The organism is Agromyces sp. NPDC060279 (genome assembly GCF_042726785.1).
Classification (GTDB): Bacteria; Actinomycetota; Actinomycetes; order Actinomycetales; family Microbacteriaceae; genus Agromyces.
The window spans coordinates 1,750,764-1,776,918 of the sequence record NZ_JBHXBK010000001.1; the positions used below are offsets into that span (position 1 = coordinate 1,750,764).

General features: G+C 71.8%; 26 protein-coding genes. 7 read left to right on the forward strand and 19 right to left on the reverse strand.

The window, feature by feature from the left end; translation table 11 throughout:
• Window positions 1–48 precede the first annotated feature (48 nt).
• From ACFWE1_RS08325 to ACFWE1_RS08365, 9 genes are all read right to left on the reverse strand, one after another.
• Window positions 49–1,242, reverse strand: a complete 1,194-nt coding sequence (locus ACFWE1_RS08325) for an iron-containing alcohol dehydrogenase family protein (protein WP_376932977.1) — start codon at window positions 1,240–1,242, stop codon at window positions 49–51.
• Window positions 1,239–2,165, reverse strand: coding sequence for an NAD(P)-dependent oxidoreductase (locus ACFWE1_RS08330; protein ID WP_376932978.1), 927 nt, complete (start codon window positions 2,163–2,165; stop codon window positions 1,239–1,241). Before ACFWE1_RS08330 ends, ACFWE1_RS08325 begins: the two co-directional genes overlap by 4 nt.
• A gap of 40 nt (window positions 2,166–2,205) precedes the next feature.
• Entirely contained in the window at window positions 2,206–3,702 is a 1,497-nt protein-coding gene (locus ACFWE1_RS08335) for an aldehyde dehydrogenase (RefSeq protein ID WP_376932979.1), read from the reverse strand.
• Window positions 3,703–3,725: 23 nt separating this feature from the next.
• Window positions 3,726–4,829: a mandelate racemase/muconate lactonizing enzyme family protein gene (locus tag ACFWE1_RS08340; RefSeq protein WP_376932980.1), complete on the reverse strand. Its 1,104-nt coding sequence runs from the start codon at window positions 4,827–4,829 to the stop codon at window positions 3,726–3,728.
• Window positions 4,826–5,341 carry a formaldehyde-activating enzyme gene (gene fae / locus ACFWE1_RS08345; RefSeq protein ID WP_376932981.1) on the reverse strand — a complete coding sequence of 172 codons (516 nt, stop codon included), beginning with the start codon at window positions 5,339–5,341 and terminating at the stop codon, window positions 4,826–4,828. The genes ACFWE1_RS08340 and fae overlap by 4 nt, the downstream gene beginning before the upstream one ends.
• On the reverse strand, window positions 5,341–6,276 hold the full coding sequence (locus tag ACFWE1_RS08350) for a glycine betaine ABC transporter substrate-binding protein (RefSeq protein WP_376932982.1): 936 nt from the start codon (window positions 6,274–6,276) through the stop codon (window positions 5,341–5,343). The genes fae and ACFWE1_RS08350 overlap by 1 nt, the downstream gene beginning before the upstream one ends.
• A 79-nt stretch (window positions 6,277–6,355) precedes the next feature.
• Entirely contained in the window at window positions 6,356–7,144 is a 789-nt protein-coding gene (locus ACFWE1_RS08355) for an ABC transporter permease (protein WP_376932983.1), read from the reverse strand.
• Window positions 7,141–8,187: an ABC transporter ATP-binding protein gene (locus ACFWE1_RS08360; protein ID WP_376932984.1), complete on the reverse strand. Its 1,047-nt coding sequence runs from the start codon at window positions 8,185–8,187 to the stop codon at window positions 7,141–7,143. The genes ACFWE1_RS08355 and ACFWE1_RS08360 overlap by 4 nt, the downstream gene beginning before the upstream one ends.
• Complete coding sequence (locus ACFWE1_RS08365; RefSeq protein WP_376933087.1) at window positions 8,180–8,821, reverse strand: ABC transporter permease; 642 nt, start codon at window positions 8,819–8,821, stop codon at window positions 8,180–8,182. Before ACFWE1_RS08365 ends, ACFWE1_RS08360 begins: the two co-directional genes overlap by 8 nt.
• Before the next feature lie 152 nt (window positions 8,822–8,973).
• On the opposite strand from ACFWE1_RS08365, the gene ACFWE1_RS08370 reads away from it, so the two are divergent.
• Window positions 8,974–9,852, forward strand: coding sequence for an IclR family transcriptional regulator (locus tag ACFWE1_RS08370; protein WP_376932985.1), 879 nt, complete (start codon window positions 8,974–8,976; stop codon window positions 9,850–9,852).
• Here ACFWE1_RS08370 and ACFWE1_RS08375 read toward each other — a convergent pair.
• The 6 genes from ACFWE1_RS08375 to ACFWE1_RS08400 all read right to left on the reverse strand — a co-directional run bounded on the left by ACFWE1_RS08375 (window position 9,836) and on the right by ACFWE1_RS08400 (window position 16,344).
• Complete coding sequence (locus tag ACFWE1_RS08375) at window positions 9,836–10,669, reverse strand: ABC transporter ATP-binding protein (protein WP_376932986.1); 834 nt, start codon at window positions 10,667–10,669, stop codon at window positions 9,836–9,838. The genes ACFWE1_RS08370 and ACFWE1_RS08375 overlap by 17 nt on opposite strands.
• Entirely contained in the window at window positions 10,666–11,583 is a 918-nt protein-coding gene (locus tag ACFWE1_RS08380) for an ABC transporter ATP-binding protein (protein WP_376932987.1), read from the reverse strand. Before ACFWE1_RS08380 ends, ACFWE1_RS08375 begins: the two co-directional genes overlap by 4 nt.
• Window positions 11,580–12,452 carry an ABC transporter permease gene (locus ACFWE1_RS08385; RefSeq protein WP_376932988.1) on the reverse strand — a complete coding sequence of 291 codons (873 nt, stop codon included), beginning with the start codon at window positions 12,450–12,452 and terminating at the stop codon, window positions 11,580–11,582. The genes ACFWE1_RS08380 and ACFWE1_RS08385 overlap by 4 nt, the downstream gene beginning before the upstream one ends.
• Entirely contained in the window at window positions 12,449–13,399 is a 951-nt protein-coding gene (locus ACFWE1_RS08390; protein WP_189084093.1) for an ABC transporter permease, read from the reverse strand. Before ACFWE1_RS08390 ends, ACFWE1_RS08385 begins: the two co-directional genes overlap by 4 nt.
• Before the next feature lie 41 nt (window positions 13,400–13,440).
• A complete protein-coding gene (locus tag ACFWE1_RS08395; protein WP_376932989.1) occupies window positions 13,441–15,093 on the reverse strand; it encodes an ABC transporter substrate-binding protein in 1,653 nt (550 codons plus the stop codon).
• Between the two features lie 72 nt (window positions 15,094–15,165).
• Window positions 15,166–16,344, reverse strand: coding sequence for a M24 family metallopeptidase (locus ACFWE1_RS08400; RefSeq protein ID WP_376932990.1), 1,179 nt, complete (start codon window positions 16,342–16,344; stop codon window positions 15,166–15,168).
• A 176-nt stretch (window positions 16,345–16,520) separates the two neighbouring features.
• Here ACFWE1_RS08400 and ACFWE1_RS08405 point away from each other — a divergent pair, with 176 nt between their 5' ends.
• The 3 genes from ACFWE1_RS08405 to ACFWE1_RS08415 all read left to right on the forward strand — a co-directional run bounded on the left by ACFWE1_RS08405 (window position 16,521) and on the right by ACFWE1_RS08415 (window position 19,791).
• Complete coding sequence (locus tag ACFWE1_RS08405) at window positions 16,521–17,255, forward strand: FadR/GntR family transcriptional regulator (RefSeq protein ID WP_243570071.1); 735 nt, start codon at window positions 16,521–16,523, stop codon at window positions 17,253–17,255.
• 173 nt (window positions 17,256–17,428) lie between these two features.
• On the forward strand, window positions 17,429–19,009 hold the full coding sequence (locus tag ACFWE1_RS08410; RefSeq protein ID WP_376932991.1) for a gamma-glutamyltransferase: 1,581 nt from the start codon (window positions 17,429–17,431) through the stop codon (window positions 19,007–19,009).
• The gene (locus tag ACFWE1_RS08415) at window positions 19,006–19,791 is read left to right on the forward strand and encodes a sulfite exporter TauE/SafE family protein (RefSeq protein WP_376932992.1); all 786 of its coding nucleotides are present in this window, start codon (window positions 19,006–19,008) and stop codon (window positions 19,789–19,791) included. The genes ACFWE1_RS08410 and ACFWE1_RS08415 overlap by 4 nt, the downstream gene beginning before the upstream one ends.
• A gap of 57 nt (window positions 19,792–19,848) precedes the next feature.
• On the opposite strand, the gene ACFWE1_RS08420 is transcribed toward ACFWE1_RS08415, so the two are convergent.
• Window positions 19,849–20,121: a DUF4190 domain-containing protein gene (locus tag ACFWE1_RS08420; protein WP_376932993.1), complete on the reverse strand. Its 273-nt coding sequence runs from the start codon at window positions 20,119–20,121 to the stop codon at window positions 19,849–19,851.
• Window positions 20,122–20,465: 344 nt separating this feature from the next.
• On the opposite strand from ACFWE1_RS08420, the gene ACFWE1_RS08425 reads away from it, so the two are divergent.
• A complete protein-coding gene (locus tag ACFWE1_RS08425) occupies window positions 20,466–21,338 on the forward strand; it encodes a serine protein kinase RIO (RefSeq protein WP_376932994.1) in 873 nt (290 codons plus the stop codon).
• A 37-nt stretch (window positions 21,339–21,375) separates the two neighbouring features.
• Here ACFWE1_RS08425 and ACFWE1_RS08430 read toward each other — a convergent pair whose 3' ends face one another.
• On the reverse strand, window positions 21,376–22,083 hold the full coding sequence (locus ACFWE1_RS08430; protein WP_376932995.1) for an RES domain-containing protein: 708 nt from the start codon (window positions 22,081–22,083) through the stop codon (window positions 21,376–21,378).
• A 14-nt stretch (window positions 22,084–22,097) separates the two neighbouring features.
• Window positions 22,098–22,496: a hypothetical protein gene (locus ACFWE1_RS08435; protein WP_376932996.1), complete on the reverse strand. Its 399-nt coding sequence runs from the start codon at window positions 22,494–22,496 to the stop codon at window positions 22,098–22,100.
• A gap of 777 nt (window positions 22,497–23,273) precedes the next feature.
• On the opposite strand from ACFWE1_RS08435, the gene ACFWE1_RS08440 reads away from it, so the two are divergent.
• Window positions 23,274–24,635 carry an MFS transporter gene (locus tag ACFWE1_RS08440; RefSeq protein WP_376933088.1) on the forward strand — a complete coding sequence of 454 codons (1,362 nt, stop codon included), beginning with the start codon at window positions 23,274–23,276 and terminating at the stop codon, window positions 24,633–24,635.
• A gap of 9 nt (window positions 24,636–24,644) precedes the next feature.
• Here ACFWE1_RS08440 and ACFWE1_RS08445 read toward each other — a convergent pair whose 3' ends face one another.
• Window positions 24,645–25,175 (reverse strand): MarR family winged helix-turn-helix transcriptional regulator, encoded by a 531-nt coding sequence (locus ACFWE1_RS08445; RefSeq protein WP_376932997.1) that lies wholly within the window; start codon window positions 25,173–25,175, stop codon window positions 24,645–24,647.
• Window positions 25,176–25,330: 155 nt separating this feature from the next.
• Here ACFWE1_RS08445 and ACFWE1_RS08450 point away from each other — a divergent pair, with 155 nt between their 5' ends.
• Window positions 25,331–26,020, forward strand: coding sequence for a MarR family winged helix-turn-helix transcriptional regulator (locus ACFWE1_RS08450; RefSeq protein ID WP_376932998.1), 690 nt, complete (start codon window positions 25,331–25,333; stop codon window positions 26,018–26,020).
• The last annotated feature ends 135 nt before the right edge of the window (window positions 26,021–26,155 follow it).

Consider the following 26,155-nt stretch of genomic DNA (forward strand, 5'->3'; position numbering starts at 1 on the left):
CGCCCGAGTTGGTGCCGCCGCTGGCGCCGCCGCTGGGCTGGGTGTCGCTCACAGCGCCTCCCTCAGGATCTCGATGATCTGTTCCTGGCTCGGCTGCAGCGGCGCGTTCACCGTGACGGCGTCGGCGAGGGTGTCGGCGGCGAGCGAGGGCAGCACGTCCTCGGTCACCCCGAACCTCGACAGCGGGCCGACGAGGCCGATCGATCGGGCGAGGCCCGTGACGGCGTCGATCGCGGCATCCGCGTTCTCCTCGTCCGTGGCCGCGGTGTCGCCGACGCCGAGCGCGAATGCGGCGCGCGCGAGGCGCTCGACGCGCACGTCGCGGCTCAGGCGCAGCACGCCGCCGATGACGATCGCGAGGGCGAGGCCGTGCGGGATGTCGAAGCGGCCGCCGAGCGGATGCGCGATGCCGTGCACGAGCCCGAGCCCGGTGTGCGAGAAGCCGACGCCCGCCACGTGGCTCGCGAGGAGCAGCTCGGAGCGGGCCTCGAGGTCGCCGCCGTCGACGACCGCGCGCGGGAGGTGGGTCGAGACGGTCGCGAGCACCTGCAGGGCGATGCCGTCGGAGTAGGGGTTCGCCCGCACCGAGAGATAGGACTCGAGCGCGTGCGTCAGCGCGTCGAAGCCCGTCGCGGCGGTCGCGCTCGGCGGCAGGCCGACGGTGAGCTCCGGGTCGAGGATGGCCGCCTTGGCGAGCGCCGTGTCGTGCCCGACGTAGAACTTGCGGTGCCCGACGATGTCGGTGATGACGCCGAAGGCGTTCACCTCCGCCCCGGTGCCGGCGGTCGTGGGGATCGCGACGATCGGCAGCGCCGGGCGGGCGAAGGCGGCGCGGTAGTCGAGCTCGACGCCGCGCTCGGGGTTCACGGCGCCGAGGGCGATGCCCTTCGCGGCGTCGAGTGAGGAGCCGCCGCCCACCGAGACGATCGCGTCGGCGCCGACGCGGGCGGCGAGATCGCTGCCCGCGTCGAGGTTCGTGGTCGTCGGGTTCGGCGTCACCTCGCCGTAGACGTGCACGGCGAGCCCGGCGGCGTCGAGGGAGGCGCGCACCGCGGCGACGATCGGCGAGCCGGCGAGGAAGGGGTCGGTGACGATGAGCACCGTGCTGGCGCCATGCGCGGCGACGATCGCTCCGGCCTCGGCGACTCGGCCGCGACCGAAGTACGCGATGGGCTTCGGGTCGAGCACGAGCTCGGTCTCGGCGAGCGGCCGCGGCAGCGCGGCCAGGCGGGTGCCGGTCATGCCGCCACCGCCTCGCGGCGCAGCGGGCGGCCGATGAGGTCCTCGTAGAGCTGCACGGGCGTCATCTCCCCGGCGAGGTCGCCGTACTGGGCCTTCGCCCGGCGGTAGATCTGCTCGACGACCGCGGAGAGCTCGGCCGGCACGCCGACCGATCGGGCGAGGTCGATCGAGAGGCCGAGGTCTTTGCACGCGAGGGCGATCGCGAAGCCCTCGTCGTAGTCGCCGCGGTCGAGGACCGAGAGCACGTCGTGCTCGACGAAGTTGGAGTTGGCGGGGCTCGCGATAAGCGAGTCCCGCAGCACGTCGAGGTCCACGCCGGCCTTGACGCCGATCGCGAGCACCTCGGCCGTGGCCACCAGGTGGGAGAACCAGAGCTGGTTGATCATGAGCTTCACCGCGTACCCGGCGCCGGCGCCGCCGACGTGGAGGATCCGCTCAGGGTCGCCCATGGCCTCGAACACGGGACGGAGCCGCGCGACGTCCTCGGCCTCGCCGCCGACGAAGATCTGCAGCATGCCGTTCGCGGCGCCGACCGACATGCCGCTGACGGGGGCGTCGAGGATGCGCAACCCGCGTGCGCCGTGCGCCCGGCGCACGGCGTCGGCCACCTCGGGCACGGAAGTCGACATGTCCACCCAGGTGCCGCCGTCGGCGATGCCCGCGAGGATGCCGTCGGGTCCGTTCACCACGGCGTCCACGTGCCCGGGCGTCGGCAGCATCGTGATCACGACGTCGCTTTCGGCCGCGGCCTCGGCCGGGGTCGCCGCCCAGCGCGCGCCACCGGCGACGAGTTCGGCGGCCGACTCGCGGCGCAGATCGTTCACCACGAGCGGGAATCCCGCCCGCTGCAGGTTCCGGGTCATCCCGGACCCCATGTTGCCCAGGCCGATGAAGCCGACCGTGGGGAGGGCTGCGTGCGTCATGCTGTGCTCTCTCGCGTTTCTCTCGCAGTTCGGGCGGGCGTCAGAGCGCGCCGTCGCCCAGGTTGATCCAGGTGGTCTTGAGTCCGGTGTAGGCGTCGAAGGCGTGCAGCGAGCGATCCCGGCCGGCGCCCGACTGCTTGAAGCCGCCGAACGGCGTGATCACGTCGGCGACGTCGAAGGCGTTCACCCAGACGGTGCCGGCGCGGAGACGGCGGGCGACCCGGTGCGCCCGCGTGACGTCGGAGGTCCAGACGCTCGCGGCGAGACCGTAGGCGGACTCGTTCGCGAGGCGCACACCCTCCTCGGCATCCCGCACCGTGGTGACGGCCAGCGCCGGCCCGAAGATCTCCTCCTGGCCGATGCGCCCGGCGTTGTCGACGCCGTCGAAGACGGTCGGCTCGACGTAGTAGCCGCCCTCGAGCCCGGGCGGGCGGACGCGCCCGCCGCCGTGCACGGTCGCCCCCTCCGCGCGCGCCACGTCGACGTAGCCGAGCACGCGCTCGAGCTGGGTCTCGCTCGCGATGGTGCCGAGCTGCGTGCGCTCGTCGAGCGGGTCGCCCTGCACGAGCGAACGGCCGACCTTCAGCACCTCCTCGAGGAGCTCGTCGTGCACGCGCTCGTCGACGATGAGGCGGCTGCCGCCGTGGCAGGTCTGCCCGGCGTTGTAGAAGATGCCCCAGGCGACCGCGGAGGCGCACGCCTGCAGGTCGCCGACGTCGGCGAGCACGAGCTGCGGCGACTTGCCGCCGAGCTCGAGGCTCACCTGCTTGCCGTTCGACTCGCCCGCGTAGCGGAGGAAGCCGCGGCCGACGGCCGGCGAGCCGGTGAACGCGATCTTGTCGACGAGCGGATGCCGGCCGAGGGCCTGCCCGGCGACGGGCCCGAGCCCGGGGACGACGTTGAACACGCCGTCCGGCACGCCGGCCTCCGCGGCGAGCGCGGCGAGCTTCAGCGCCGACAGGCTGGTGAGCTCCGCCGGCTTCAGCACGACCGAGTTGCCGGCGGCGAGCGCCGGGGCGATCTTCCACGCGGTGATGATGAGCGGGTAGTTCCACGGCACGACGGCGCCGATCACGCCGAGCGGCTCCCGGGTGACGAGCGCGAGCGCGGACTCGGGGGCGGGGGCGATCTCGTCGGTGAGCTTGTCGATCGCCTCGGCGTACCAGCGCACGACGCGGGCGGCGTTCGGCACGTCGACGTTGAGGGAGTCGCCGATGGGATGGCCCGAGTCGAGTGCTTCGAGCAGCGCGAGCTCGTCGCGGTGCTCCAGCATGAGCTCGGCGAGCCGCAGCAGCACGCGCTGCCGTTCGCGGCGGTCGGCGCGCGACCAGACCCCGGCCTCGAAGGCCCGGTGGGCGGCGCGCACCGCGGCGTCGACGTCGGGCTCGGCGGCCGCCGCCACGCTCGCGATCCGACGGCCGTCGCGCGGGGCGAAGGTGTCGAAGACGGCGCCGTCCGCGGCGTCCCGGAACGCGCCGTCGATGAACAGCCGGGTCTCGGGGGTGAGCGCCGCCGCGGCGGCGATCCAGTCGGTCATGGTGCAGCTCCTCGTGCTCGTCGTCAGACCGTGTAGCGGGCGACGGCATCGTGGTCGATCTCGACGCCGAGCCCCGGGGCATCCGGCACGACGAGGTCGCCGGCCGCGTCGATCATCAGCGGCGTCATGAAGAAGTCGCGCCGTTCGGGCGTCCAGCCGGGCGGGTCGAACGGGAACTCCAGGTAGGGGCCGGCGTCGACGCCGGCGGCCACGTGCAGGTTTGCCAGCAGGCCGAGCCCGTTGGACCACGTGTGCGGGGTGAACAGGCGGTGCCGGAGGTTGGCCGATTCGGCGACCTGGCGGGCCCGGTACATGCCCACGGCGAGGGCGACGTCCGGCTGGTAGACGTCGAAGGCGTCGGCCTCGATGAGCGCCATGATCTCGGGCAGGCTCCGCACCATCTCGCCGCCGGCGATCTGGATGCCCGTCTCGGCGCGCACGCGCTGCGCACCGACGACGTCGACCTGGGGCAGCGGCTCCTCGAGCCAGAGCACCCCGAGCTCGGTGAGTTCCGCGGCGACGCGCTGCACCTTCGCGAGCGGCAGCGCCGCCTCGATGTCGCCCGACATCCGCCACATCTGGTTCAGGTCGACCATGAGCTCGAACTCGTCGCCGACCGCCTCCCGCGCTGCGCGCACGGCGGCGACACCCTCGGCCAGCCGATGCCTGGCGATGCGGATCTTCATGGCGCGGAAGCCGAGCTCCTTCGCGGCGAGCGCGGACTCGGCGCGCGCCTCCGGGGCCTTCAGCTCGCCGCTGGACGCGTAGGCGGGCAGCCGGTCGCGCGCGCCGCCGAAGAGCACGCTCACGGGGAGGCCGGCGACCTGGCCGATGATGTCCCAGAGTGCCGCCTCCAGCGGCCAGTACCGGCCGCCGTGGAAGTTGATCGTCTCGATGCGGCGCACCTGGTTCAGGATCTGCAGCGGGTCGGTGCCGATGAACAGGTGCTCGAAGGCCTCGAAGCCGTCCATCGTGTCGCCGGAGCCGTAACCCGTGATGCCTTCGTCGGTGTGCACCGTGACGAGGGTCGCGGCGAATTCCGTGCGCGGGTTCGGGTCCCAGGCCGCCGCGAACGGCGGATCGAGCGGCTGCAGCAGCCGGGTGAGCGTGATGGCGGTGATCTTCATGCTGGGTCTTTCGGCGTGTAGAAGGGGTTCGATGGCGCGTGCCGGGCGGCGATGACGTCGTCGGTCTCGGGGAGGTGCCTGGCGCCGTTCTCGAGCGCGGTGCGCACGGAGCGTCGGTTGTGCTCGAAGACGGCGTCGGCGTCGTCGGCGCCGGGGTTCACCCAGACGGCGGCGATCAGCACGTGGCTGTCCGCCTCCTGCCGGGTGATCACGCCGTCCGCGAGTGCGTCGGCGACCCCGGCGGCGATGCCCGCCTGAGCGGGCCCCCAGATCAGCAGGCCGTGCTCGTCGCTCGCCGGCGCCGACTTCGTCACGAAGAGGGTGAGCGGCTTCACCGGCAGCGACGGTCGGAGCACCGTCACGAAGGGCACGTGCCCCGCGCTCGGGGTGGCGAGCGCGGTCGCCCACGCCACCCCGGCCGGGCCCTCGCGGTGCCCGAAGACGGTGTTCACGTGCGCGGCGTTCACGCCGTCGCCGACGAAGCTCTCGCCGATCAGGAGGCCCTCGCTCATCAGATGAGGCCCTGCTCGGTGAGCCAGTCGGTGGCGACGTCCTCGGGGTCCTCGCCGTCGACGTCGACGAGGGCGTTGAGCTTCTGCATCTGCTCGGTCGTGAGCAGGGGCGTGAGCAGGCCGATGACGTCCGCGATCTCGGGGTACTCGTCGAGGGTGGACTGCTTGAGGGTGAAGGCGCCCTGGTAGGCGGGGAAGAACTGCAGGTCGTCCTCCATCACCACGAGGTCGAGCGCGGGGATGCGGCCGTCGGTCTGGAAGACCTCGCCGAAGTTGCAGTCGTCGCCCTTCTGCGTCGCCGTGTAGATGACGCCGGTGTCGAGGAGTGCGACGTTCGAGTCGGGGACGTCGATGCCGTAGGCGGCCTTGAGCCCCGGCCAGCCGTCGTCGCGCGTGGAGAACTCGCTCTCGACGCAGAAGGTCTGCTCCTCGACCGGCAGGGCGGCGACGTCGCTCAGCGTCTTCACGCCGAGCTCCTTCGCCTTGTCGGCCCGGATGGCGAAGGCGTAGGTGTTGTTCAGCGGCGCCGGGTCGAGCCAGGCGATGCCGTTGGCGGCGTCGGCCTCCTTGGTGGCCTCGAACTGCGCCTCCTCGCCCTTCACGGGCTCGGTGTTGCCGTTGTAGGTGATCCAGGAGGTGCCGGTGTACTCCCAGTAGCCGAGGAACTCGTCGTTCTCGAGCGCCTGGCGCACGTTGGCGGAGCCGACGAGCTTCGTGTTCGCGACGGTCTCGGCGCCGTGGGCGTTCAGCAGCTGGCTCGTGAGGTGGGCGAGGATGAACTGCTCCGAGAAGTCCTTGGCGCCGATGTCGCCCTTCAGGCCTTCGAGTTCGGTGCCCTGGCTGCCGGTGGCGGCGCCGCCGGAGGAGCAGGCGGAGAGGGCGAGGGCGCCGGCGGCGGCGAGCGCCAGTGCCGACAGGAGGGTGCGCGTCTTCATTGATGGACTCCTTGTGTGCGGGATTCGGGGGGGGATGGGTGGAATGCGGGACGGGCGGACTGGCGGGAGCGGAGGCCGCTCAGATGCCCTTCGGCTTCAGCAGGTCTTCGGCGAAGCCGGCGATCCAGTCGATGAGCAGGGCGATGCAGGCGACGAGCACGGCGCCGACGACGAGCACGGGGTAGCGCTGCAGCTTCAGGCCGTTGACGATCATGTCGCCGAGGCCGCCGGCGTTGATGAAGGTCGCGATCGTCGCGACGCCGACGCAGAAGACGAGCGCGGTGCGGAGGCCCGCGAGGATCACGGGGACGGCGAGGGGCACCTCGATGCGCGTGAGCACCTGGTTCGGGGTCATCCCCATGCCGCGGGCCGACTCCCGGACGTTCGCGTCGACCTGCTGGATGCCGATCATCGTGTTGCGCAGCACGGGCAGGAAGGCGTACACGACGAGGGCGACGAGCGCCGTCGTGTACCCCGTCTGCCAGAGGATGGCGAGCAGGATCACGACGCCGACGGCGGGGGTCGCCTGGCCGATGTTCGCGATCGCGAGGATGACGTTCCGCACGGTCGCCGAGCGTGTCTTCGCGAGCAGGATGCCGGTGGGGATCGCGAGCACGGCGACGAGCGCCGAGGCGACGACGGTGAGGCTGAGGTGCTCGCCGACGCGGAGCGTGATGTAGCTCCAGTTGAGCGTGCGCTGCTCGATCGAGTCCAGCTGCAGCGTCGAGACCCAGAGCAGCAGAAGCGCGAGCACGACGACCACGACGATCGGCGTCGTGAAGCGGCGCCAGGTGAAGAACCGCGGCCGCGCCGGCGCCTCGGCGGCGCGCGTCGCGCCGATCGCCTGGGTCTCGGTGGTGACGGTCATCGTGCGCCCGCTCGCGAGCCGGCCGTCCGGCCGGGCAGTTCGGCGCCGAGGACCGCGGAGATGCGGTCGACGGTCAGCGAGCCGACCGCCCGCCCGTGCTCGTCGACGACGTCGACGGCCGGGAGCCCCGTGAGCACGAGCACGTCGAGCGCGTCGCGGAGGTTCCCGGCGAGTTCGATGGTCGGGGCGCCGCTCGTCCCGACCGCGGCGCCGAGCGTCGCCTCCACGACGGGCACGAGGGCGAGGCGCTTGAGCGCGGCGCCGTGCCCGATGAACGAGGCCACGTAGTCGTTGGCCGGCTCGGCGAGGATGTTCGCCGGGGTGTCGAACTGCTCGATGCGGCTGCGGTCGGAGAGCACGGCGATGCGGTCGCCGAGCCGGATGGCCTCGTCGAAGTCGTGGGTGACGAAGATGATGGTCTTGCCGATCGACTCCTGGAGGCGCAGGAACTCGGCCTGCAGCTTCTCGCGGGTGATCGGGTCGGTCGCGCCGAACGGCTCGTCCATCAGCATGACGGGCGGGTCGGCGGCGAGCGCGCGGGCGACGCCGACGCGCTGCTGCTGCCCCCCGGAGAGCTGCTTCGGATAGCGGTTCGCGAAAGTGCCGGGGTCGAGCTGCACGGTCTCGAGCAGTTCGTCCACCCGCTCCGCGATGCGCGGCTTCGACCAGCCGAGGAGCTTCGGGACGGTCGCGATGTTCTCGGCGATCGTCATGTGCGGGAAGAGGCCGATCTGCTGGATGACGTAGCCGATGTGCCGGCGCAGCTCGTTCGGGTCGAGCGAGAGCACGTCGCGGCCGCCGATGGAGATGGACCCCGAGCTCGGCTCGATGATGCGGTTGATCATCTTCATCGTGGTGGTCTTGCCGCAGCCGCTGGGGCCGACGAACATGACGAGCTCGCCGGGGGCGACGGTCATCGAGAAGTCCTCGACGGCGGGGGCCTGCTGGCCGGGGTAGACCTTGACGACCTGGTCGAGGACGATCTCGACGCCGCTCGTGTGCTGCGCGATCGCGGTGATGCCGGTGGCGGTGGATTCAGACACGGAGACCCCTTGACGTCGTGGAGCGGCTGATGAGGACGAAGGCGCCGTCGACGACGAGCGCGAGGAGGACGACGCCGAGCGTTCCCGTGAGCGCGAAGTTCAGCGCGTTCTTGGAGCCGAGGGACGACAGTCCTTGGAAGATGAACTGGCCGAGGCCGGGCCCCGCGACGTAGGCGGCGATCGCGGCGATGCCGATCGTGAGCTGGGCGGCGACGCGCACGCCCGTGAGGATGATCGGCCAGGCCATGGGCAGCTGCACGGCGAAGAGGATCTTCACCGGCGACATCCCCATGCCCTTCGCCGATTCCATGATCGCCGGCGAGACCTCGCGGAGGCCGACCACGGTGTTCCGGACGATGGGCAGCAGCGAGTAGAAGACGAGCGAGAGCACGGTCGGCGTCCAGCCGAGCCCGAACACGGGGGTGATGAGGGCGAGGAGCGCGAGCGAGGGGATCGTCAGGGCGACGCCGGCCGCGGCGATCGTCAGCGAGCGCGGCACCGGCCGGTTCCAGACCAGGATGCCGATGAGCACGCCGACGACGGTCGCGATGAGGAGCGAGAGCGCGACGACGGCGAGGTGCTGGAGCACGAGCTCGAGGATGTCGTCCCACCGGCGGCCCCAGAACGTGAGCAGACCGTCGAGGTCGAGTGCGTTCACGTCGCGTGCTCCCTTCTCATCGTCGAGAACCGCCGAGGGCTCGGTGGTCGATGCAGCGACGATACGTCGGGGTCACGATATGCGCAACTGCTGTTGCGCAAGTGTCAACGCCGCTCTACGCTGGCCCCATGACTCCACCGACGACGGCGGCGACGGGGCAGCGGCGCAACTCCGCCGGGCTCCGCCGCGATCTCGAGCTCCTCGAGGCGCTCGGCAGCGACGAGGCGCTGCAGCAGGGCGGCCTCGGCGTCGTGCGGCTCGCCGAGCTCGCCGGCCGCGACAAGGGCCAGGTCTCCCGCACCCTCGCGACGCTCGCCGACGCCGGGCTCGTCGCCCGCGACCCGGTGACCCTCGGCTACAGCCTCGGCTACCAGCTCTACGCGCTGGCCGCCCGCACCGCAGAGGCTCGGCTCGTGCGGGAGGCCACCGGCTACCTCCGTCGCATCGTCGCCGCGACGCACGAGACGACGCATCTCTGCGTGCTGCGCGGCGGCAGCGTGCTGACGCTCGCGAGCGAGCTCAGCGAGCACGCCTTCCGCGGCCTCGGCTGGGAGGGCGTGAGCACGGCGGCCTGGCGCACCTCGGCCGGGCGGGTGCTCGTGAGCGGATGGTCCGACGAGGAGCTCGCCGCCTGGTACGAGCTGCACGGGCACGACGAGGCGATCGTGAGTCCGGCCTCCTCGCGCCCCTCGGGCCCGAGCGTGGTGCCGCCGCCGCCACCGCCGCCCGGCAAGCTGCTCGTGACCGACTTCGACAGCCTGCTCGCCGAGATCCGGCGCATCCGCGAGCGCGGCTATGCCACCGTCGACGAGGAGTTCGAGGCGGGCGTCGTCGGCGTCTCCGCCCCCGTGTACGACTTCCGCGGGCAGATCATCGCCGCGGTGAACATCAGCGCCCCGAAGCCGCGCCTCGGCGCCCACCTCGACGCCGCCGGCCGGCTGGCCGCGCGCGGCGCGGCCGAGCTCTCCGCGCAGCTCGGCGCCCCCGTGCTCACCCCACCCGGGTGAGCTCCTCGAGCATGCCGGGCTCCCGCCAGTGCCGGCTCGGGATGCTGTCGCGCAGGCGCCGGGTGTAGTCCTCGGCGGGATCGTCGAGCACCGCGCCGGTCTCGCCCTGCTCGACGAGCCGGCCGTGGTGCAGCACCACGACGTCGTCGGTGAGCTGCCGCACGACGGCGAGGTCGTGGGAGATCAGCAGGTAGGCCGTGCCGAGCTCGTCGCGGAGTTCGGCGAGCAGGTTCAGGATCTGCGCCTGGATCGAGATGTCGAGCGCGGCGACCGCCTCGTCGAGAATGATCAGCCGCGGCTCGACGGCGAGCGCCCGCGCGATCGCGACGCGCTGCCGCTGCCCGCCCGAGAGCCCCACCGGACTGCGGTCGAGCTGCGCCGGCGTCAGCCCGACGAGGTCGCCCAGCTCGCTCGCGCGGGCCGCGACGTTGCCGCCGCGCGGCGGGTGCAGGCGCAGCACCTCGACGAGGCAGGAGCGCACGGTCTGCCGCGGGTCGAGCGAGCCGTACGGGTCCTGGTAGACCATCTGCACGAGCTTCGCCCGGCGCAGCCGTTCGGCCCGGGAGCGCGACTTCGAGGTGAGGTCCTCGCCGTGCACGAGCACCCGGCCGCTCGTCGGCTGGTCGAGGCCCATGATGATGCGCGCGAGGGTCGACTTGCCCGAACCGGACTCCCCGACGATGCCGAGGTCGCGACCGGCGCGCATGGTGAAGGAGACGCCGTCGACGGCGACGGTGCGGCGCCCGCGCTTGCTGAAGACCCGGGTGACGTCGTCGACGACGACCGCGGGCGTCGCCTCCGGCTGCTCGGCGCTCATCGCGCTCCTCCTTCTGACGCGGATGCCTCCGACGCGGATGCCCCGCCGGCGCCGCCTGCGGCCACCGCCGGCGCGGTGAGGAACGCCTCGCGGTCGGCCGCCGTGATCGTGGGCAGCCGGGGCATCCGCTCTTCGATGCTCGGCCGCGAGCGCAGCAGGGCCAGGGTGTACGGGTGCCTCGCGCCGCCGTGCAGCTGCTCGGCCGGCAGCTGCTCGACGATGCGCCCGCGGTACATGACGCAGATGCGGTCGCAGAGCGCCCCGGCGAGCTCCAGGTCGTGCGTGATGAAGATGGTGCCGAGCCCGCGTTCGCGCGTCGCGGCGCGCAGGATCGCGGCGATCTCCGCCTGCCGGGTCACGTCGAGCGCGGTCGTGGCCTCGTCGGCGAGCATGAGCCGCGGATCGGTCGAGAGCGCCGCCGCGATCACCGCGCGCTGCAGCATGCCGCCGGAGAGCTGGTGCGGGTACTCGGCCAGGCGCTGCGCGGGCTCGGCGATGCCGACCTCGCCGAGCAGCTGCTCGGCGCGCGCGTACGCTTCGGCCCGAGGCATCCGCTTCGTCTTGCGCAGCCCCTCGGTGACGTACTCGCCGACCGTCGTGACGGGGTTCACGGAGGCGCGCGGGTCCTGGAAGACCATGCCGAGCTCCTCCGAGCGGAAGCGGGCGAGCTCGCGCTGGCGGAACGCGAGCACGTCGCGCCCGTCGAAGCGGATGCTGCCGCTCACGCGCGCCGAGGCCGGCAGCAGCCGGGCGACGGCGTTGACGGCCGTCGACTTGCCCGAGCCGGACTCGCCGATGAAGCCGACGATCTCGCCCGGCGCGACGGTGAAGCTCACGCCGTCGAGGGCGCGCACCCACTCGGCGCCGTCGAAGAGCTCGACGACGAGGTCCTCGACCTCCAGCAGCTCGGTCATCGTCCCTCCCGGTTCAGGCTGACCCGATCGGCGAGCCGGTCGCCGATCAGCGAGACGGCGGCCACGACGATCACGATGGCGAGGCCCGCGAACGTGGCCTCCTCCCAGTACCCCTGCAGCACGCCGCGCTGCCCCTCGGAGATCATGAGGCCCCAGTCTGCGTCGGGCGGCTGCACGCCGAGCCCGAGGAACGACAGCGCCGCGAGGTCGACCATCGCGTAGCCGAAGGAGATCGTCGACTGGGCGAGCACCGTCGGCATCACGGCGGGCAGCAGGTGGCGCCCGGCGATCCTGGTGCGCGACTGGCCGACCGTGACGAGGGCGCTGAGGTACGGCAGCGACATCTCGCCGACCGCGACGCTGCGCACGATCCGCGCGATGAAGGGGATGTAGGCGATCGCGAGGGCGAGCACCGCGGTCGTGAAGCCCGGCCCGAGCACCGAGACGGCGAGGATCGCGAGCAGCAGCCCGGGGAAGGCGAAGCCGATGTCGAAGATGCGGCTGAGGATGCGGTCGACCCAGCCGCCCGAGATCGCGGCGACGAGCGCGAGCAGCGTGCCGACGACCGCGGCGACGAGCACCACGACCGCCGGGCCGAGCAGGCTCGTGCGGGCGCCGTAGAGCAGCCGGCTCAGGATGTCCCGGCCGGAGCCGTCCGTTCCGAGCAGCGCCCACGGCTCCATCGGGCGGTAGGTGAGGCCGAAGTCGACCTCGTTCGGGTCGTACGGCGCGATGACGGGCGCGAGCAGCGCGGCGAGCACCGCGAGGCCGACGACGGCGGTCGCGACGATGCCGGTGACGCCGAAGCCGCGGCTCGTGCGCGTGCGGCGCCGGCGCATCCGGAGCGCTTCGAAGACGACGGTGGTCATGCGGCGATCCCCTGACGCTCGCGCACCCGCGGATCGATCACGACCTGGATGACGTCGACGATGAGCACGACGATGACGACGGCGGTGATGAGCAGCAGGCAGATCGCCTGCACCACGCCGAAGTCCTTCTTCGCGACGGCCTCGGTGAGCAGCGCGCCGATGCCGTCGAGCGCGAAGGCCCGCTCGACGACGACGGAGCCCACGATGAGGCTCGTGAGGGTGAGGCCGACGACCGTCGCGACCGGCGTGAGGCCGTTGCGCAGGATGTGCCGGCCGATGATCGTGCCGCGCGGCAGACCGCGCGCGACGGCCGCCTTCACCTGGTCGCGCGCCGCCTCCTCGCGGAGGGCGGCCCGGGTCACCCGGATCACGTAGGAGCCGGAGGCGAGCGTCAACGCGATGACCGGCAGCGTCAGGTGGTAGAGCCGATCGAAGAAGCCGTCGCCCGGCCCGAACGCGGGGAACCAGCCGAGCCCCACCGCGAACACCGAGATGAGCGTCGAGGCCGCCACGAAGGAGGGGATGGCGACGCCGATCGAGGTGCCCGCGAGGATCACGTCGCTGAGCGCCCGGCGGGAGAGCGCCGCGACGATGCCGAGCCCGACGCCGATCACGACGATGACGACGAGCGCGTAGGCGATGAGCAGTGTCGTCGTCGCGAGCCGCGGCCCGAGCAGCGACAGCACGTCGTCGCGGTAGGTGATCGAGCGGCCGAGGTCGCCCGAGAGCACGTCGCCGAGCCACGCGACCCAGCGCACGAGGAAGGGGTCGTCGAGGTGGTACTGCTCGCGCAGCGCGGCGATCGCCTCGTCGCTCAGGGTGCGGTTGCCGATCAGGTAGCTGAGCGGATCGCCCGGCGCGAGGTACAGCGCCCCGAAGATCAGGAACGAGGACACGAGGAGGGTCGCCAGTCCCTCGAGCACACGGATGGCGATGAAGCGGGGCAAGACGACGACCCTCCTCGGTCGGGTTCGGACGGGGCTCGGCGCTACTTGGCGCCGATGCCCGCCGCCCACGGGTAGTAGAGGAACGCGAGCGAGGCGGTCGCGCCGGAGATGCGGTCGTTCAGGTACAGCCGCATGCCCGGGTTCACCAGGTTGATGAGCCCCATCGAGTCGACGAGCCCGGCCTGTGCGGCCACGAGGGACTCGGCACGGGCCGTGTCGTCGAGCTCGCCGAAGGCGGCCGCCACGTTGTCCGTGACGCTCGGCTCGTCGAGCTGCCCGTAGTTGTAGGCGCTCAGCGGGGTGAACTCGCTCAGGGACACGATCGGGTCGGCGACGCCGGCGCCGTACTCGTTCACGATGAAGGCGTCGTATTCGGCGCGGGCGGCCGCGTCGAAGTAGAGCGCGTTGAAGCTCGTGAGCGGCAGGGTCTGCGTCTTGACCTCGATGCCGATGGCCTTGCCGGCCGCGGCGAGCAGTTCGGCGGCCTTGTTGTCGGCCTCGGTCTCGGCGGGCAGCGCGACGGTGATGCTCTGGCCGGCGAGTCCGCTGTCGTCGACGAGCTGCTTCGCGGCATCCACGTCCTGCGCGACCGGCGGGAGTTCGGCGGCGCCCTGCTCCCAGACGTCCTTCGCGTAGCCCCACGCGCCCGGCTGGATCGGCGTCAGCGAGGGCGCGGCGGTGCCGCGGTAGACCGTGTCGGCGAGCGCCTGACGGTCGTAGGCGAGGCTCAGCGCGCGGCGGAGCTCGGCGTTCTGGAACGGGCCGTCCTTCTCGGTGGGGCGCACGGCGACCCAGTCGGTGCTCGCGCCCAGGTAGAAGCTGCCGGAGTCGGAGTTCATGAGCGGCTCGGTCGCCGAGAGCGGCACCCGGTAAGTGCCGTCGATGTCGCCCGAGAGCAGGCTCGACGCGATGGTCGACTCGTCGGTGACGAAGGTGAGGGTCGCGGAATCGGCGAGCGCGGCGCGGTCGTCGTTCCAGTAGTCGGCGTACCGCGACATGGTGATGTTCGTGCCCGGCTTCCAGCCGTCGAACTGGAACGGGCCGGTGCACATGATGCCGCCGGACGCGGTGCCGTAGGCCTCGCCGGCCTGCTCGACGTACGCCTTCGAGCCGATGACGCCGGCCGCGGTCGCGAGCATCCGCTCGAAGAGCGCGTCGGGCTCGGTGAACGTGATGGTCACCTGCAGCTCGCCGGTCTGCTCGATGGAGGCGACCCGGTCGTAGAAGGGCACGCCCCAGTAGGAGCCGGCCGCGTCGTCGAGGTTGCGGGAGAGGCTGAAGACCACGTCTTCGGCGGTGAGCGGGCTGCCGTCCCAGAAGGTGACACCGGAGCGGATGGTGAGCACCATCGTCGTGTCGTCGGGGCGGTCGACCTTCTCGGCGAGGCCGGGCTCGAGGCCGAAGTCGGGCGTCTGCAGCATGAGGCTCTCGCACATGTTCGCGAGGGTGGTGTTCTCCGAGTCGCTGTAGGCGTAGATCCAGTCGAGCGAGGCGGGCTCGCCGCTCGTGAGGTTCCACGTGAACGAGTCGATGGGGCCGGAGGCGGCGGGCGTCGTGGTGATCCAGTCGAGCTCGGCGCCGGCCGAGCCGCCGCTGGCGCTCGGGCTGGGCCGCTCGGCCGAACAGGCGGCGAGGCCGACGGCGAGTGGGACGACGAGCGCCGCCGCGGCGACGCGGTACGAGGTGCGGGACATGTCAGGACTCCTTCGGGGGTGCGGGAGTGGTGCTGCTGGTGCGGTGCTGCTGCGTGCGGGGGAGTCGACGGCCTACCAGAGGTCGAGGACGGGGGCGAGGTCGACCGCACCGTCGGCGGTGATGACCACGTTGCGCTCGAAGGTGGCGGCGGTGCCGCCCATCACGACGAAGCGCTCGAGGGCGAGGGTCATGCCGACCTCGATGGGCCGGTCGTTCTCGGGGCGGATCCACGGGGCCTCGAAGCCGAGGCCGAGGCCGTGGCCGCCGGCCTGGAACTCGGCGTGCTCGAAGTCGTAGCCGCCCTCGGCGAGCAGCTCGTCAGCCGCGCGGGCGAGGTCGCCGACGGTCGCGCCGGGCTTGGCGGCGTCGGCGGCGGCGTCGATGGAGGTGCGGGCGAGGCGGTAGGCCGCCTCCTGCGCCGCGGTCGGCTCGGCGCCGACGACGCGGCTGCGGGCGAAGTCGAAGAAGTAGCCGCGGTAGGCGCCGGTGAGATCGACGGTGAAGAGGTCGCCGGCCTGCAGCACCCGGTTGGAGTAGGTGGGCGGGGTGGGGATGCCGGGCGCGTCCGCGCCGAAGGTGTAGACGAAGGCGTTGGCCATGACGGCCTCGTTGCGGGTGAGCTCGGCGACCATCGCGGCGACCGCGTCGGTCTCGCGCGCACCGGGCACGAGGAACTCGGCGCCGGCGGTCAGCGCGCGGTTGCCGATCTCGCCGGCGCGTCGGAGCAGCGCGATCTCGGTGTCGGACTTGATGGACCGCACGGTCTCGACGAGGTCGTCGGCGAGCACGAGCGCCCCACGGCGCAGGCCTTCGGTGGCGCGGTCGACGGCGGCGAGCTGCTTGGCGGTCATCGTGTCGCTGCCGACGACGCCGATGCGCAGGCCGCTGCCGCCGCGCAGCGCCTCGCCGACGAGCTCGCCGAGGCTGCCGCCGGTGCGGCCGTCGAGGGCGAGGTGGCGGGTGGCGCCGATCGGTTCGGCGTCGACGTCCTCCGAGCAGAGCACGAGCTCATCGGCGGTGACGACGACGGCCGCGTAGCCGCGGTCGCTCCAGACGCCGGGCACGTCGCGGATGGTGGGGAAGACGGCGTAGTGGCCGCAGAGGTAGAGCACGTTGCCGTAGCGCTCGATCGTGCCGCCGCCGCGACCCCACACGACGATCGCGTCGAGCTCGGCCTCGGCCATCAGCCGGCGCACGCCCGCGACTCGGGCGGCGTACTCGCTCGGGGTGATCTGCAGCTCGACAGACACTGACAACTCCTTCGTTGATCCACCACTTGACTACTGGTTAGTTTGTAGGACGATTAGTCGGAGAGTACCGGCGCACGACTCCGGCGTCAACGCCCGAGCTCGCCGAGCAGGACGGACCGTCCGGAATCCCCCGCACGGGCAGTCGAGCTGATTCAATCGACTCGGAAGGGAACCGCATGGACTGGACTGAGATCGAGCAGGGTCGCACGCTGTCGGTGCCGGATCGGCTGTCGATCCGGCTGGAGCGACTCATCCTCGACGGCACGCTGCAGCCCGGCGAGAAACTCCCGCCCGAGCTCGAGCTGACCGAGCGCCTCGGCGTCTCGCGCGTCTCGCTCCGGCAGGCGCTGCACGAGCTCGAGCGTCGAGGCCTCATCGACCGCAAGCCCGGTCGCGGCACCGTCGTGCTCTCACCGGCCGACGCGCGGGATGCCTCGGGCGCGGCCCTCGCCGAGGTGCTCGGTTCGACGGGCGGGGAGATCGCGCACATCCTCGAGCTGCGCTCGATCATCGAGCCGCCCATCGCCGCGCTCGCCTCGCAGCGCGCGACCCCGCGCGACCTCGTGCAGCTCGAGCAGCTCGTCGACGAGATGGCCTCGCCGGAGTCGAAGGAGCACTACGCCGAGCTCGACCGGGCCTTCCACCAGGCGATCGCCCAGTACACGCACAACCCGCTGCTCGCGATGCTGAACGAGCAGATCGCGAACCTCATCGCGCCGAGCCGATCGACCGCCCTCCAGACGCAGGAGCGGCGCGACACCTCGACCGCGGCCCACCGCCGCATCCTCGCGGCGATCGCCTCGGGCGAGCCCGAGGTCGCCCAGCACGAGGCGGCGCTGCACATCGGCGCCGTGCGCGAGCAGATCGAGCACGCCGCGGCGGCGCTCGCGGCGGGCGACGGCACGGCCTGAGCCGAGGCATCCGGCCCGACCGTACCGCGGCCCGCAGCGCCCGGCCGCGACGCCTCCAGGCGGGTCGGGGAAAGTTTGACAGTTGGTAGGACCAAATGTCACGCTGTCAGCACCGACGCATCCGCCGTGCGGATCGACGCGTCGCGATCGTCCGCAATGAGAAGGCCCCGCCCATGACCACCAGCTCACCTCTCGGCGCCGTCGCGAGCTCGCACTACCTCGCCACCGAGGCCGGCGCGGCCGCGCTCCGAGCCGGCGGCACCGCCGTCGACGCCGCCATCGCCGCCGCCGCGGCCCTCTGCGTCGTCTACCCGAACAACGTGGCCCTCGGCGGCGACCTCGTCGCCCTCGTCCGCAGCCCCGAGGGCGAGATCAGCTTCGTGAACGCGACCGGCCGCTCCGCGGCGGGCGAATCGCTCGACGCGCTCCGCGCCCGGCACGGCGGGGGCCTGCCGTCCCGCGGCGTCGACACCGTCACGGTGCCCGGCGGCATCCGCGGCTGGGAGGCGCTCGCGGCGATCGGCGGCCGACTGCCGTGGGCCGACCGGCTCGAGGCGGCCCGCCGCTACGCCCGCGAGGGCGTGCCCACCGCGACCTCGGTCGCCCGCGCCATCCGCGACGAACGCGCCGCCCTCGAGGCGGACGCCGGATGCCGCGCCCTGTTCCTGCCCGGCGGCCGCCCGCTCGACGAGGGCGAGCCGCTCGTGCAGCCCGCGCTCGCCGACACCCTCGACCGCATCGCCGAGCACGGGCCCGACGAGTTCTACACAGGCGAGACCGCGACCCGCTGGATCGACGGCCTCGCCGCCCTCGGCAGCCGCATCACGGCGGTCGACGCCGCGGCCGCCCGCGTCGTCGTCGAGGCGCCGATCTCCGAGACCGTCGACGAGCTCGAAGTCGTCACCGCCTCGCCGAACACCCAGGGCTTCTCGCTGCTGCGCACGGTCAGGGCGCTCGCGAACGGCCTGCTCGGCACCCCCGCCGACGCCCTCGGCGCGGGGGCCGGGGCACTCGCGAACGTCTTCCACGACAACAACCGCGTGCGCGGCGCCTGGCTGTCCGATCCCGACGTCGCCACCGTCGACGCCGCCGGGCTCGTCGCCGCCGACGTCCCGCCGCTCGACGAGCTCCGCGCCGACCTCCCGGCCACCGGCGACACCGTGGGTCTCACCGCGGTGAGCGCCGACGGCTGGGCCGTGTCGCTCGTGCAGTCGGTCTACTGGGCGTTCGGCGCCTGCGTGCTGGAGCCCAGCACGGGCGTGCTCTTCCAGAACCGCGGCACCTCGTTCTCGCTCGACCCCGGCCACCCCGCCGCCTTCGGACCGGGTCTCCGCCCGCCGCACACCCTCATGCCCGTGCTCGTGCTGCGCGACGGCGAGCTGCTGCAGGCGCAGGCCACGATGGGCGGCCAGGCGCAGCCGCAGATCCACGCGCACCTGCTGCTGCGCACCCTCGCCGGCGCCTCCGCGCTCGAGGCGACGAGCTCGCCGCGCTGGGTCGTCGGCGTGCAGGACGCCGGCGACGTCGAGGCCACGATCACGATCGAGCGGGATGTGCCTGAGGCGACGCTCACCTCGCTGCACGCGAGCGGGCTGAAGCCCAGGCTCGTGCCGCCGCGCGACGAGAACCTCGGGCACTCGAACCTCATCCGCGTCGTCGCCGGAGGCTACGACGCCGCGAGCGACCCGCGCTCCGACGGCTCGGCGATCGTCGTCGAGGCGGCCGCCGAACTGCTCGAGGAGGCCGCCCGATGATGCCGGAGCGCACCCGCCTGTCGATCTGGGTCCTGATCCTGCTCGGCCTGATGATGGGCTACTTCTCCGGCCTCTTCGGCGTGGGCGGCGGCGTCGTGCTCGTGCCGACGCTGATGCTGCTCGGCATCGACCAACGCATCGCCGCGGGCACCTCGACCGCGGCGATCCTGCCGACGGCGATCGTCGGCACGATCAGCTACGGCGTGACCGGGCATGTCGACTGGCTCGCCGCCGCGCTCATCGCGGTCGGCATGATCGGCGGGACGCAGCTCGGCACCTACCTGCTCGCCCGGCTCCCGCGCGGCATCCTGTTCTGGGGCTTCCTCGGCTTCCTGGCCGTCGTCGCCGTGAGCCTCTGGCTCGTGGTGCCCCAGCGGGACGCGGAGATCGGCATCGACGTCTGGACGGGCGCGGCGCTCGTCGCGGTCGGCCTGCTGACCGGGGTGCTCTCGGGCCTCATGGGCGTCGGCGGCGGCATCATCCTCGTGCCGATCCTGATGTTCTTCTTCGGCGCGAGCGACCTCGTCGCCAAGGGCACCTCGCTCGCGATGATGGTGCCCGGCTCGATCTCCGGCACCATCGGCAACGCCCGCCGTCGCAACGTCGACTTGCGGATGGCGGCCGTCATCGGCGTCACGGCGTGCGTGGCCTCCCCGCTCGGCACGTGGACGGCGCAGGCGATCACGCCGTTCGTCTCGAACATCGCCTTCTCGGTGCTGCTCGCCTTCGCCGCGTGGCAGCTGATCCAGAAGCATCTGAAGGCGCGACGCGCCTCGGCCTGACGCGGAGGAACGCGAAGGGGGCCCTCCGAAACCGGCGGGCCCCCTCGCGTCGTTCGATCAGTAGCTCGAGACGCTGCCGGAGTTGACGGCCGCCACGATGATCACGATGTAGATGATGAAGAAGATGACGCCGAGCGCGGTGAGGATCGAGCCGACGATCACTCCGGCCTTGGCGAGGCCGTTCGGGTAGCCCGCCTTCTTCGACTGCGACTGCGCCACCGCGCTGATGATCAGACCGATCAGCGGCGTGATGATGGCGAGCACGAGACCGACGATGCCGAGGGTCTTGCCGGGGTAGTCGGCCGGCGGCTGAGCGGGAGTGTTGCTCATGAGGGGTGCCTCTCTGGGGTAGGGATCACGCGCTCCCGCGGAGCGCACCCGAGAGCGTAGCGGGGAAAACGGCGGCGCGGCAACGATTTCACCGGTCGAAGTAGCCAAATGACCCCCGTTCCGTCCGGAACGGGGCATGGACATGGCGGGTGAGCGGGCGTAAGCTGCGTGTTCGGTCGCCTGAGCGACCGAGACCGGCCGCATCGACGGCCCGCAGGATCGAGAGAGAGGAGCGAGTGATGACCGACGCCTTCGTCGCGCGTTCAGCAGACACCCTCCTCGAGGCCGCCGCCGCCTAAGCCCGTCGCGGCACCCGGTGGCCTCACGATCCGAAAGCCACCATCGTGAACTTCCTCTCGTCTCTCGACGACTCCGCCGGCGCGCCGCTCGACGCGGCATCCGGTCTCTTCTTCTCCGCCGCCGAACCCGGCGACGGCCAGCGCTGGTCGACCTGGCCGGCCACCATCCCCACCGAACGCGGCCCCGAGCCGCGCCCCGACTGGCTCGTGACCTCGGCCGGCGCGATCGACACCGAGCTCGGTGTCGTGAAGAGCGGCAAGGAGGCCGATCTGTTCCTGCTCGAACGCGCCGTGCCGGGCGCCCTGCCCGGGACCGTCGGCGAGCACGTCGTGCTCGCCGCGAAGCGGTACCGGGGCATCGAGCGCAGCGACTTCCATCGGTCCTCGATCTACACCGACGGCCGCGGCACCCGCCGCAGCCGCGACCAGCGCGCCATCGACAAGCGCTCCACCTTCGGTCGCGAGGTGGCGCGGGTGCAGTGGGCGAGCACCGAGTTCCAGGCGCTCAGCGAGCTGACCCGGCTCGGGGCGGCGGTGCCGTACCCCGTGCAGGTGCAGGAGACCGAGGTGCTGATGGAGTTCATCGGCGACGACCGGGTCGCGGCGCCGCGGCTCGCCCAGGTGCGGGCGGAGCCGGCCGAGCTGCGCGAACTGTTCCACCAGCTCGTCGAGTTCATGCACGTGCTCGCCGGAGCCGGGCTCGCGCACGGCGACCTCTCGCCCTACAACGTGCTCGTGCACCACGGCCGCGTCGTCGTCATCGACCTGCCCCAGGTGGTCGACGTCATCGCGAACCCCGCAGGGCTCGAGCTGCTGCACCGCGACTGCGTGAACCTCTGCGAGTGGTTCACCCGGCGCCGGCTCGAGTGCGACGCGGAGGAGCTGTTCGGCGAGCTGGTGGGCGTGCTGCACTGGTAGCGGGCGAGTCGGCCGGGGCGGCATGAGCATGCGAGGCCTACTCCGACCAGTGCAAGCCGTGCCTGCGCATCGCTTCGACAAGATCGGGGAGGTCCTCGGCAACGCGGACCGGCATCCGATTCGGCAGGAGGCACTGACTGCGCTCTGCGTCGTGTCCCCGCTCGAAGAGTGCCCACATGCGGATCTCGTCCCCGTGTCGGGATCGAAACTCGATGCCATCGACAAGTTCATCGCGACGGTCACCACGGAGGTCGTAGAGCCACCGTGCGATCGATCGTGTCAAGACGCGGTCACGCGCGTCCTTCAGGAGAGCAGCATCGACGTCGACTAGGCCAAGCCCGTGCCGCGCGAAGGGGTAGTGCTGCTGCAGCGCGGCAATCGTGCGGGAGTGAGTGATGTAGCAGTACTTGCCCGACTGAATCGCTGAGCCATATTCCCGGCCTTCGAGCCAGGAGTATCCGACGCTCCCCGCTGCTTGATCTGGGAACTGGGCCATCGTGCCATCATCGTCCTCGATCTCATCCAGCGCTGAAACGAGTGGGGCGCTGGGCCGAAATCGCGCGAGCAATTCAAGGAAGCAACCGAGCAAGCTGTCCGCGGTGTAAATGGTGCGGAATTCGCCGAGTTCGTCGTCCCAACGTCCATCGAATCGTCCAGCGTCATTCGCGTAGTGCCACGGCGCCCACGCCCAAGGATCTGGGGCGAAACCGACGTGCAATACCGTGCCAGGCTCGCTCGCGATCACGAGGCCAGGGACACTCATCCGAGCGTTGCGAACGACTTCGCGGCGGAGATCACCTCACGAGCACCGTCGAATGGGTCACCTTCACGCAGCACCTGCGCTGGCGCAGCGTCACCGAGCGCCGGGTTCATTCCCTTGAACCACGACTGCACCGTCGTGACGTCGTACCGCTCACGCAGTAGCGCCGCCGCATGGAAAGCGTGCCGGAGTCGTTCGCGATCCTGCTCCCCAGGCTCGCCGGTGCCATCAGCCCAGCTACTCACGGAACGCGCCGACTTCACCCCGCCGACGTACGCGACAAGCCGCACGCCGATGAGCTCGCGAAGTTCACTCACGAGATCCGCGAAAGGAAGCCGGACCGAGTCCTCATACGCGCGAAGTCCCGGCCGCTGATTTGACGCCACTGCGATAGCCATACCCCGATGATACGAAACTCACGCCGAATTACCCAGCGAAATCCGCATGGAAACGCACCAAAAAATGACCGCTGATTTACACCTGCGGCCGCGTCGGTCGTACCAGTCGGGAACGATGCCTCGCTCGTCGGCGCGCCTCGGGGTGGTCGAAGACTGCGGAGCCTACGGAAAGTTGACAACCGGGAGCTTCATCGATGCGCTTAGCATCCCGGTCGAGCGCCTCGGTTTTCGAAAGCACGGATGACTCCCCGGGGAGCCCCGGCCCTGCGCGCTTGAGCACGGAGGGCCGAACGGACTTCATAGAACCGCTCGATGCGCTCTCGGCAGCGCCGATACTCCTCGACCGCCGAGTCCGTCTCCGGCCGCCTCAGAGCCGTGGAATTCGCCAGTAGCCGAGCCCGACGGACCGCTGCGATAAGCCTCGGTTCCTGAGTCTGGACGACCTCAAGAGTCTCCAGCAATCGAATGGCGTCGTCTGACAGTCCCTGAAGCATCATGGGCATGCAGCCGATGCTATGGGCCGGTGCAGCGGTAACCGCAAACAACTCTCCCGCCCGGGACACGTATCGGGGATGGCGCGAACCGCGCGCATCGCGCGCGCCGCGCGCCGCGCGATACAGTGCAGACGATCGACGCCGATCCCCGGACGTGCGCCGTCACCACCCGTTCACCGGATCTCGGGAGACTGCCGCCATGACCGACCCCACCGCACCGCAGGGCGAGCGAGCCGGCGGCGGCGACGCCGACCGGCGCCCCCGCAACTTCCCGCCCGCCCCGATGACGAGCGCGGAGGGCGCCGCGGCGACCATCGGCGTCGGCACGGAGCAGGTGGAGGCGGTCACCGAGGCCGGGGCCAGGCGCGGCCGCATCCTGGCCTGGGGCCTCTGGGACTGGGGCTCGGCGGCGTTCAACGCCGTGGTGACGACCTTCGTCTTCACGGTGTACCTCACGAGCGACTCGTTCGGGCCGAGCGGCACGGTCGAGGCGCAGCTGGGGTGGGCGCTCGGCATCGCCGGACTGCTGATCGCGCTGCTCGCGCCGATCACGGGGCAGCGCTCCGACACGAGCGGACGGCGGAAGCTCTGGCTCGCGGTCAACACGTACCTCGTCGTCGCCTGCACGCTCGCGATGTTCTTCGTGCTGCCGACCCCGGAGTACCTGCTGCTCGGCCTCTTCCTCGTCGCGGCGGGCAACGTGTTCTTCGAGTTCGCCGGCGTGAACTACAACGCCATGCTCGTGCAGGTCTCGACGCCGCGCTCCATCGGCAAGGTCTCGGGCTTCGGCTGGGGCATGGGCTACGTCGGCGGCATCGTGCTGCTGCTCATCGTCTACTTCGGCTTCATCCAGCCCGAGGTCGGCTGGTTCGGCGTGACGGGCGACGACGGCCTCGCGGTGCGCGTCTCGATGCTCGTCTCGGCCCTCTGGTTCGGCCTCTTCGCCCTGCCGGTGCTGTTCGCCGTGCCCGAGTACCGGGGGCCTGCGGTGCGGCGCGAGCGGGTGGGCTTCTTCGCCTCGTACCGGCGGCTCGGCCGGGACATCGCGAAGCTCTGGAAGGAGGACCGCAACACGGTGTGGTTCCTGCTCTCGAGCGCGGTGTTCCGCGACGGGCTCGCCGGCGTGTTCACGTTCGGCGGCGTGCTCGCGGCCTCGGTCTTCGGCTTCTCCGCCGGTGAGGTCATCGTCTTCGCCATCGCCGCGAACGTCGTCGCCGGCATCTCGACCATCGCGGTCGGCGCGCTCGACGACAAGCTCGGCGCGAAGCCGGTCATCGTGGTCGCCCTGGTCGGGCTCGTCGTCAGCGGACTCATCGTGTTCTTCCTGCACGACGGCGGGCAGATGGTCTTCTGGACCGCCGGGCTCGCGCTCTGCCTCTTCGTCGGGCCGGCGCAATCGGCGAGCCGCACCTTCCTCGCCCGGCTCATCCCGCCCGGCCGCGAGGGCGAGGTGTTCGGCCTCTACGCGACGACCGGCCGTGCGGTGAGTTTCCTGGCCCCGACCGCCTTCGCGATCTTCGTGACGCTCAGCGGCAATCAGGCGTACTTCGGCATCCTCGGCATCGTGCTGGTGATCGCCGTCGGGCTCGCGCTGCTCATCCCGGTGAAGTCGACGCGGAACACGCGGGTCCCGGCATCCGAGTAGTCCTCGGGCTCAGGCGCGGCGCCACCCCTCGGCGAAGCGCGCGAAGAGCTCGGCGAACTGCGCCCGCTCCTCGGCGCTGAAGCCGTCGAGCGCGCGTTCGACCGCGCCGCGGCGGCGGCCGAGGAGTGACCGCAGCGCCTCGCGGCCGCTCTCGGTGATGACGAGGATGGCCCGGCGCGCGTCGTTCGGATCGGGTTCGCGCCGCACATGGCCCGCAGCGACGGCCGCGGCGACGAGTCGGCTCGCCCGGGGCTGATCGACGCCGATGCGGTCGGCGAGCTCGCCGACCGAGGCCGGGCCGTGCTCGTCGAGGAGGTGCAGCACGCGCAGCGCCGCCTGGCCCCCGCGGCCGCCCGGGCCGCGCCAGCCCCTGCGCTCGGGGTCGCCGTGCGGAGCGTCGCCGTGGTGCCCGCCGCCGTGGGGACCGCGACCGTGATGCCCGCCGCCGTGCGGGCCGCCGCCGTGGGGGCCGCCGCCGTGCGGGCCGAAGCCGCGAGGGCCCCCGCGAAGCATCCCGAGCGCCGCTTCGATGCGGGACACCGGATCGCCAGAACCCGAGCGTTCGCTGGGAGCCCCTTGACCTCGATCAGACATACATGTCATAGTACATATACATGTCATAAGACATGCAATATCGAATCATCGCGCACCGCGCGCCGGGACCCGCCGAGGCGGGCCACCGAGAGAGGAACACCATGACCACCCACGAAGACCACCCCGCCCCCGAGCCGACCGAGCCCACGGCGGGTACCCGCCCGTTCGGCTTCTGGCTCAAGCTCGTCGACCGTCGCCTCTCCGAGGAGATGGCGGAGCTCTTCGCCGACGAGGGTCTCAGCCGCCGCGACTGGCGCGCACTGAACCTGTACGCCGGCGCCGCAGAGGACGAGCGGCTCGCCGCCCGCCTCTCCGAGCGGCCGAAGCTCGCCCGCCGACTCGCCGAGCACGGCTGGCTCGAGCGCGGCGAGCTCACCGAGGAAGGACGAGCGGCGCGCGAGCGCCTGCAGTCCCGCGTCGACGGATTCCGCGAGCGGGTCGCCGGCGCGGTGTCCGACGAGGACTTCGCGACGACGCTCCGCACGCTGGAGGCGATCGCCCGCGAGCTCGGCTGGGACGAGTCGCAGCCGATGCCGCGAGGCCGCCGAGGCGGCCGCCGCTTCCACGGCGAGCGCGGGGGCTTCCCGCACGAGCACGGCCACCGCGGGGGCTTCCCGCACGAGCACGGCCACCGCGGTCCCCGCGACGAGCGTCACGGCGACCACGGCTTCGGGCACGAGCACTGCGGGCACGAGTCTCGCGGCGGGCACGACGAGCGCCACGGCGGTCGCGGCCACGGTCGCGGCCCGCGCCGCGAGCAGCTCGAGGTGCACGTGCACCTGCACCACTGAACCGCCGCGGCGGCCCCGCCGAGGCATCCACCCCGGAGCGGGGGGGCCCAACAGGAAAACGAGGCCCTCCGTCCGACAGAACCTCCACCCCAGGCAGAGGCAGAACACCCCAAACAACACCCCAGCCCCTCGAAC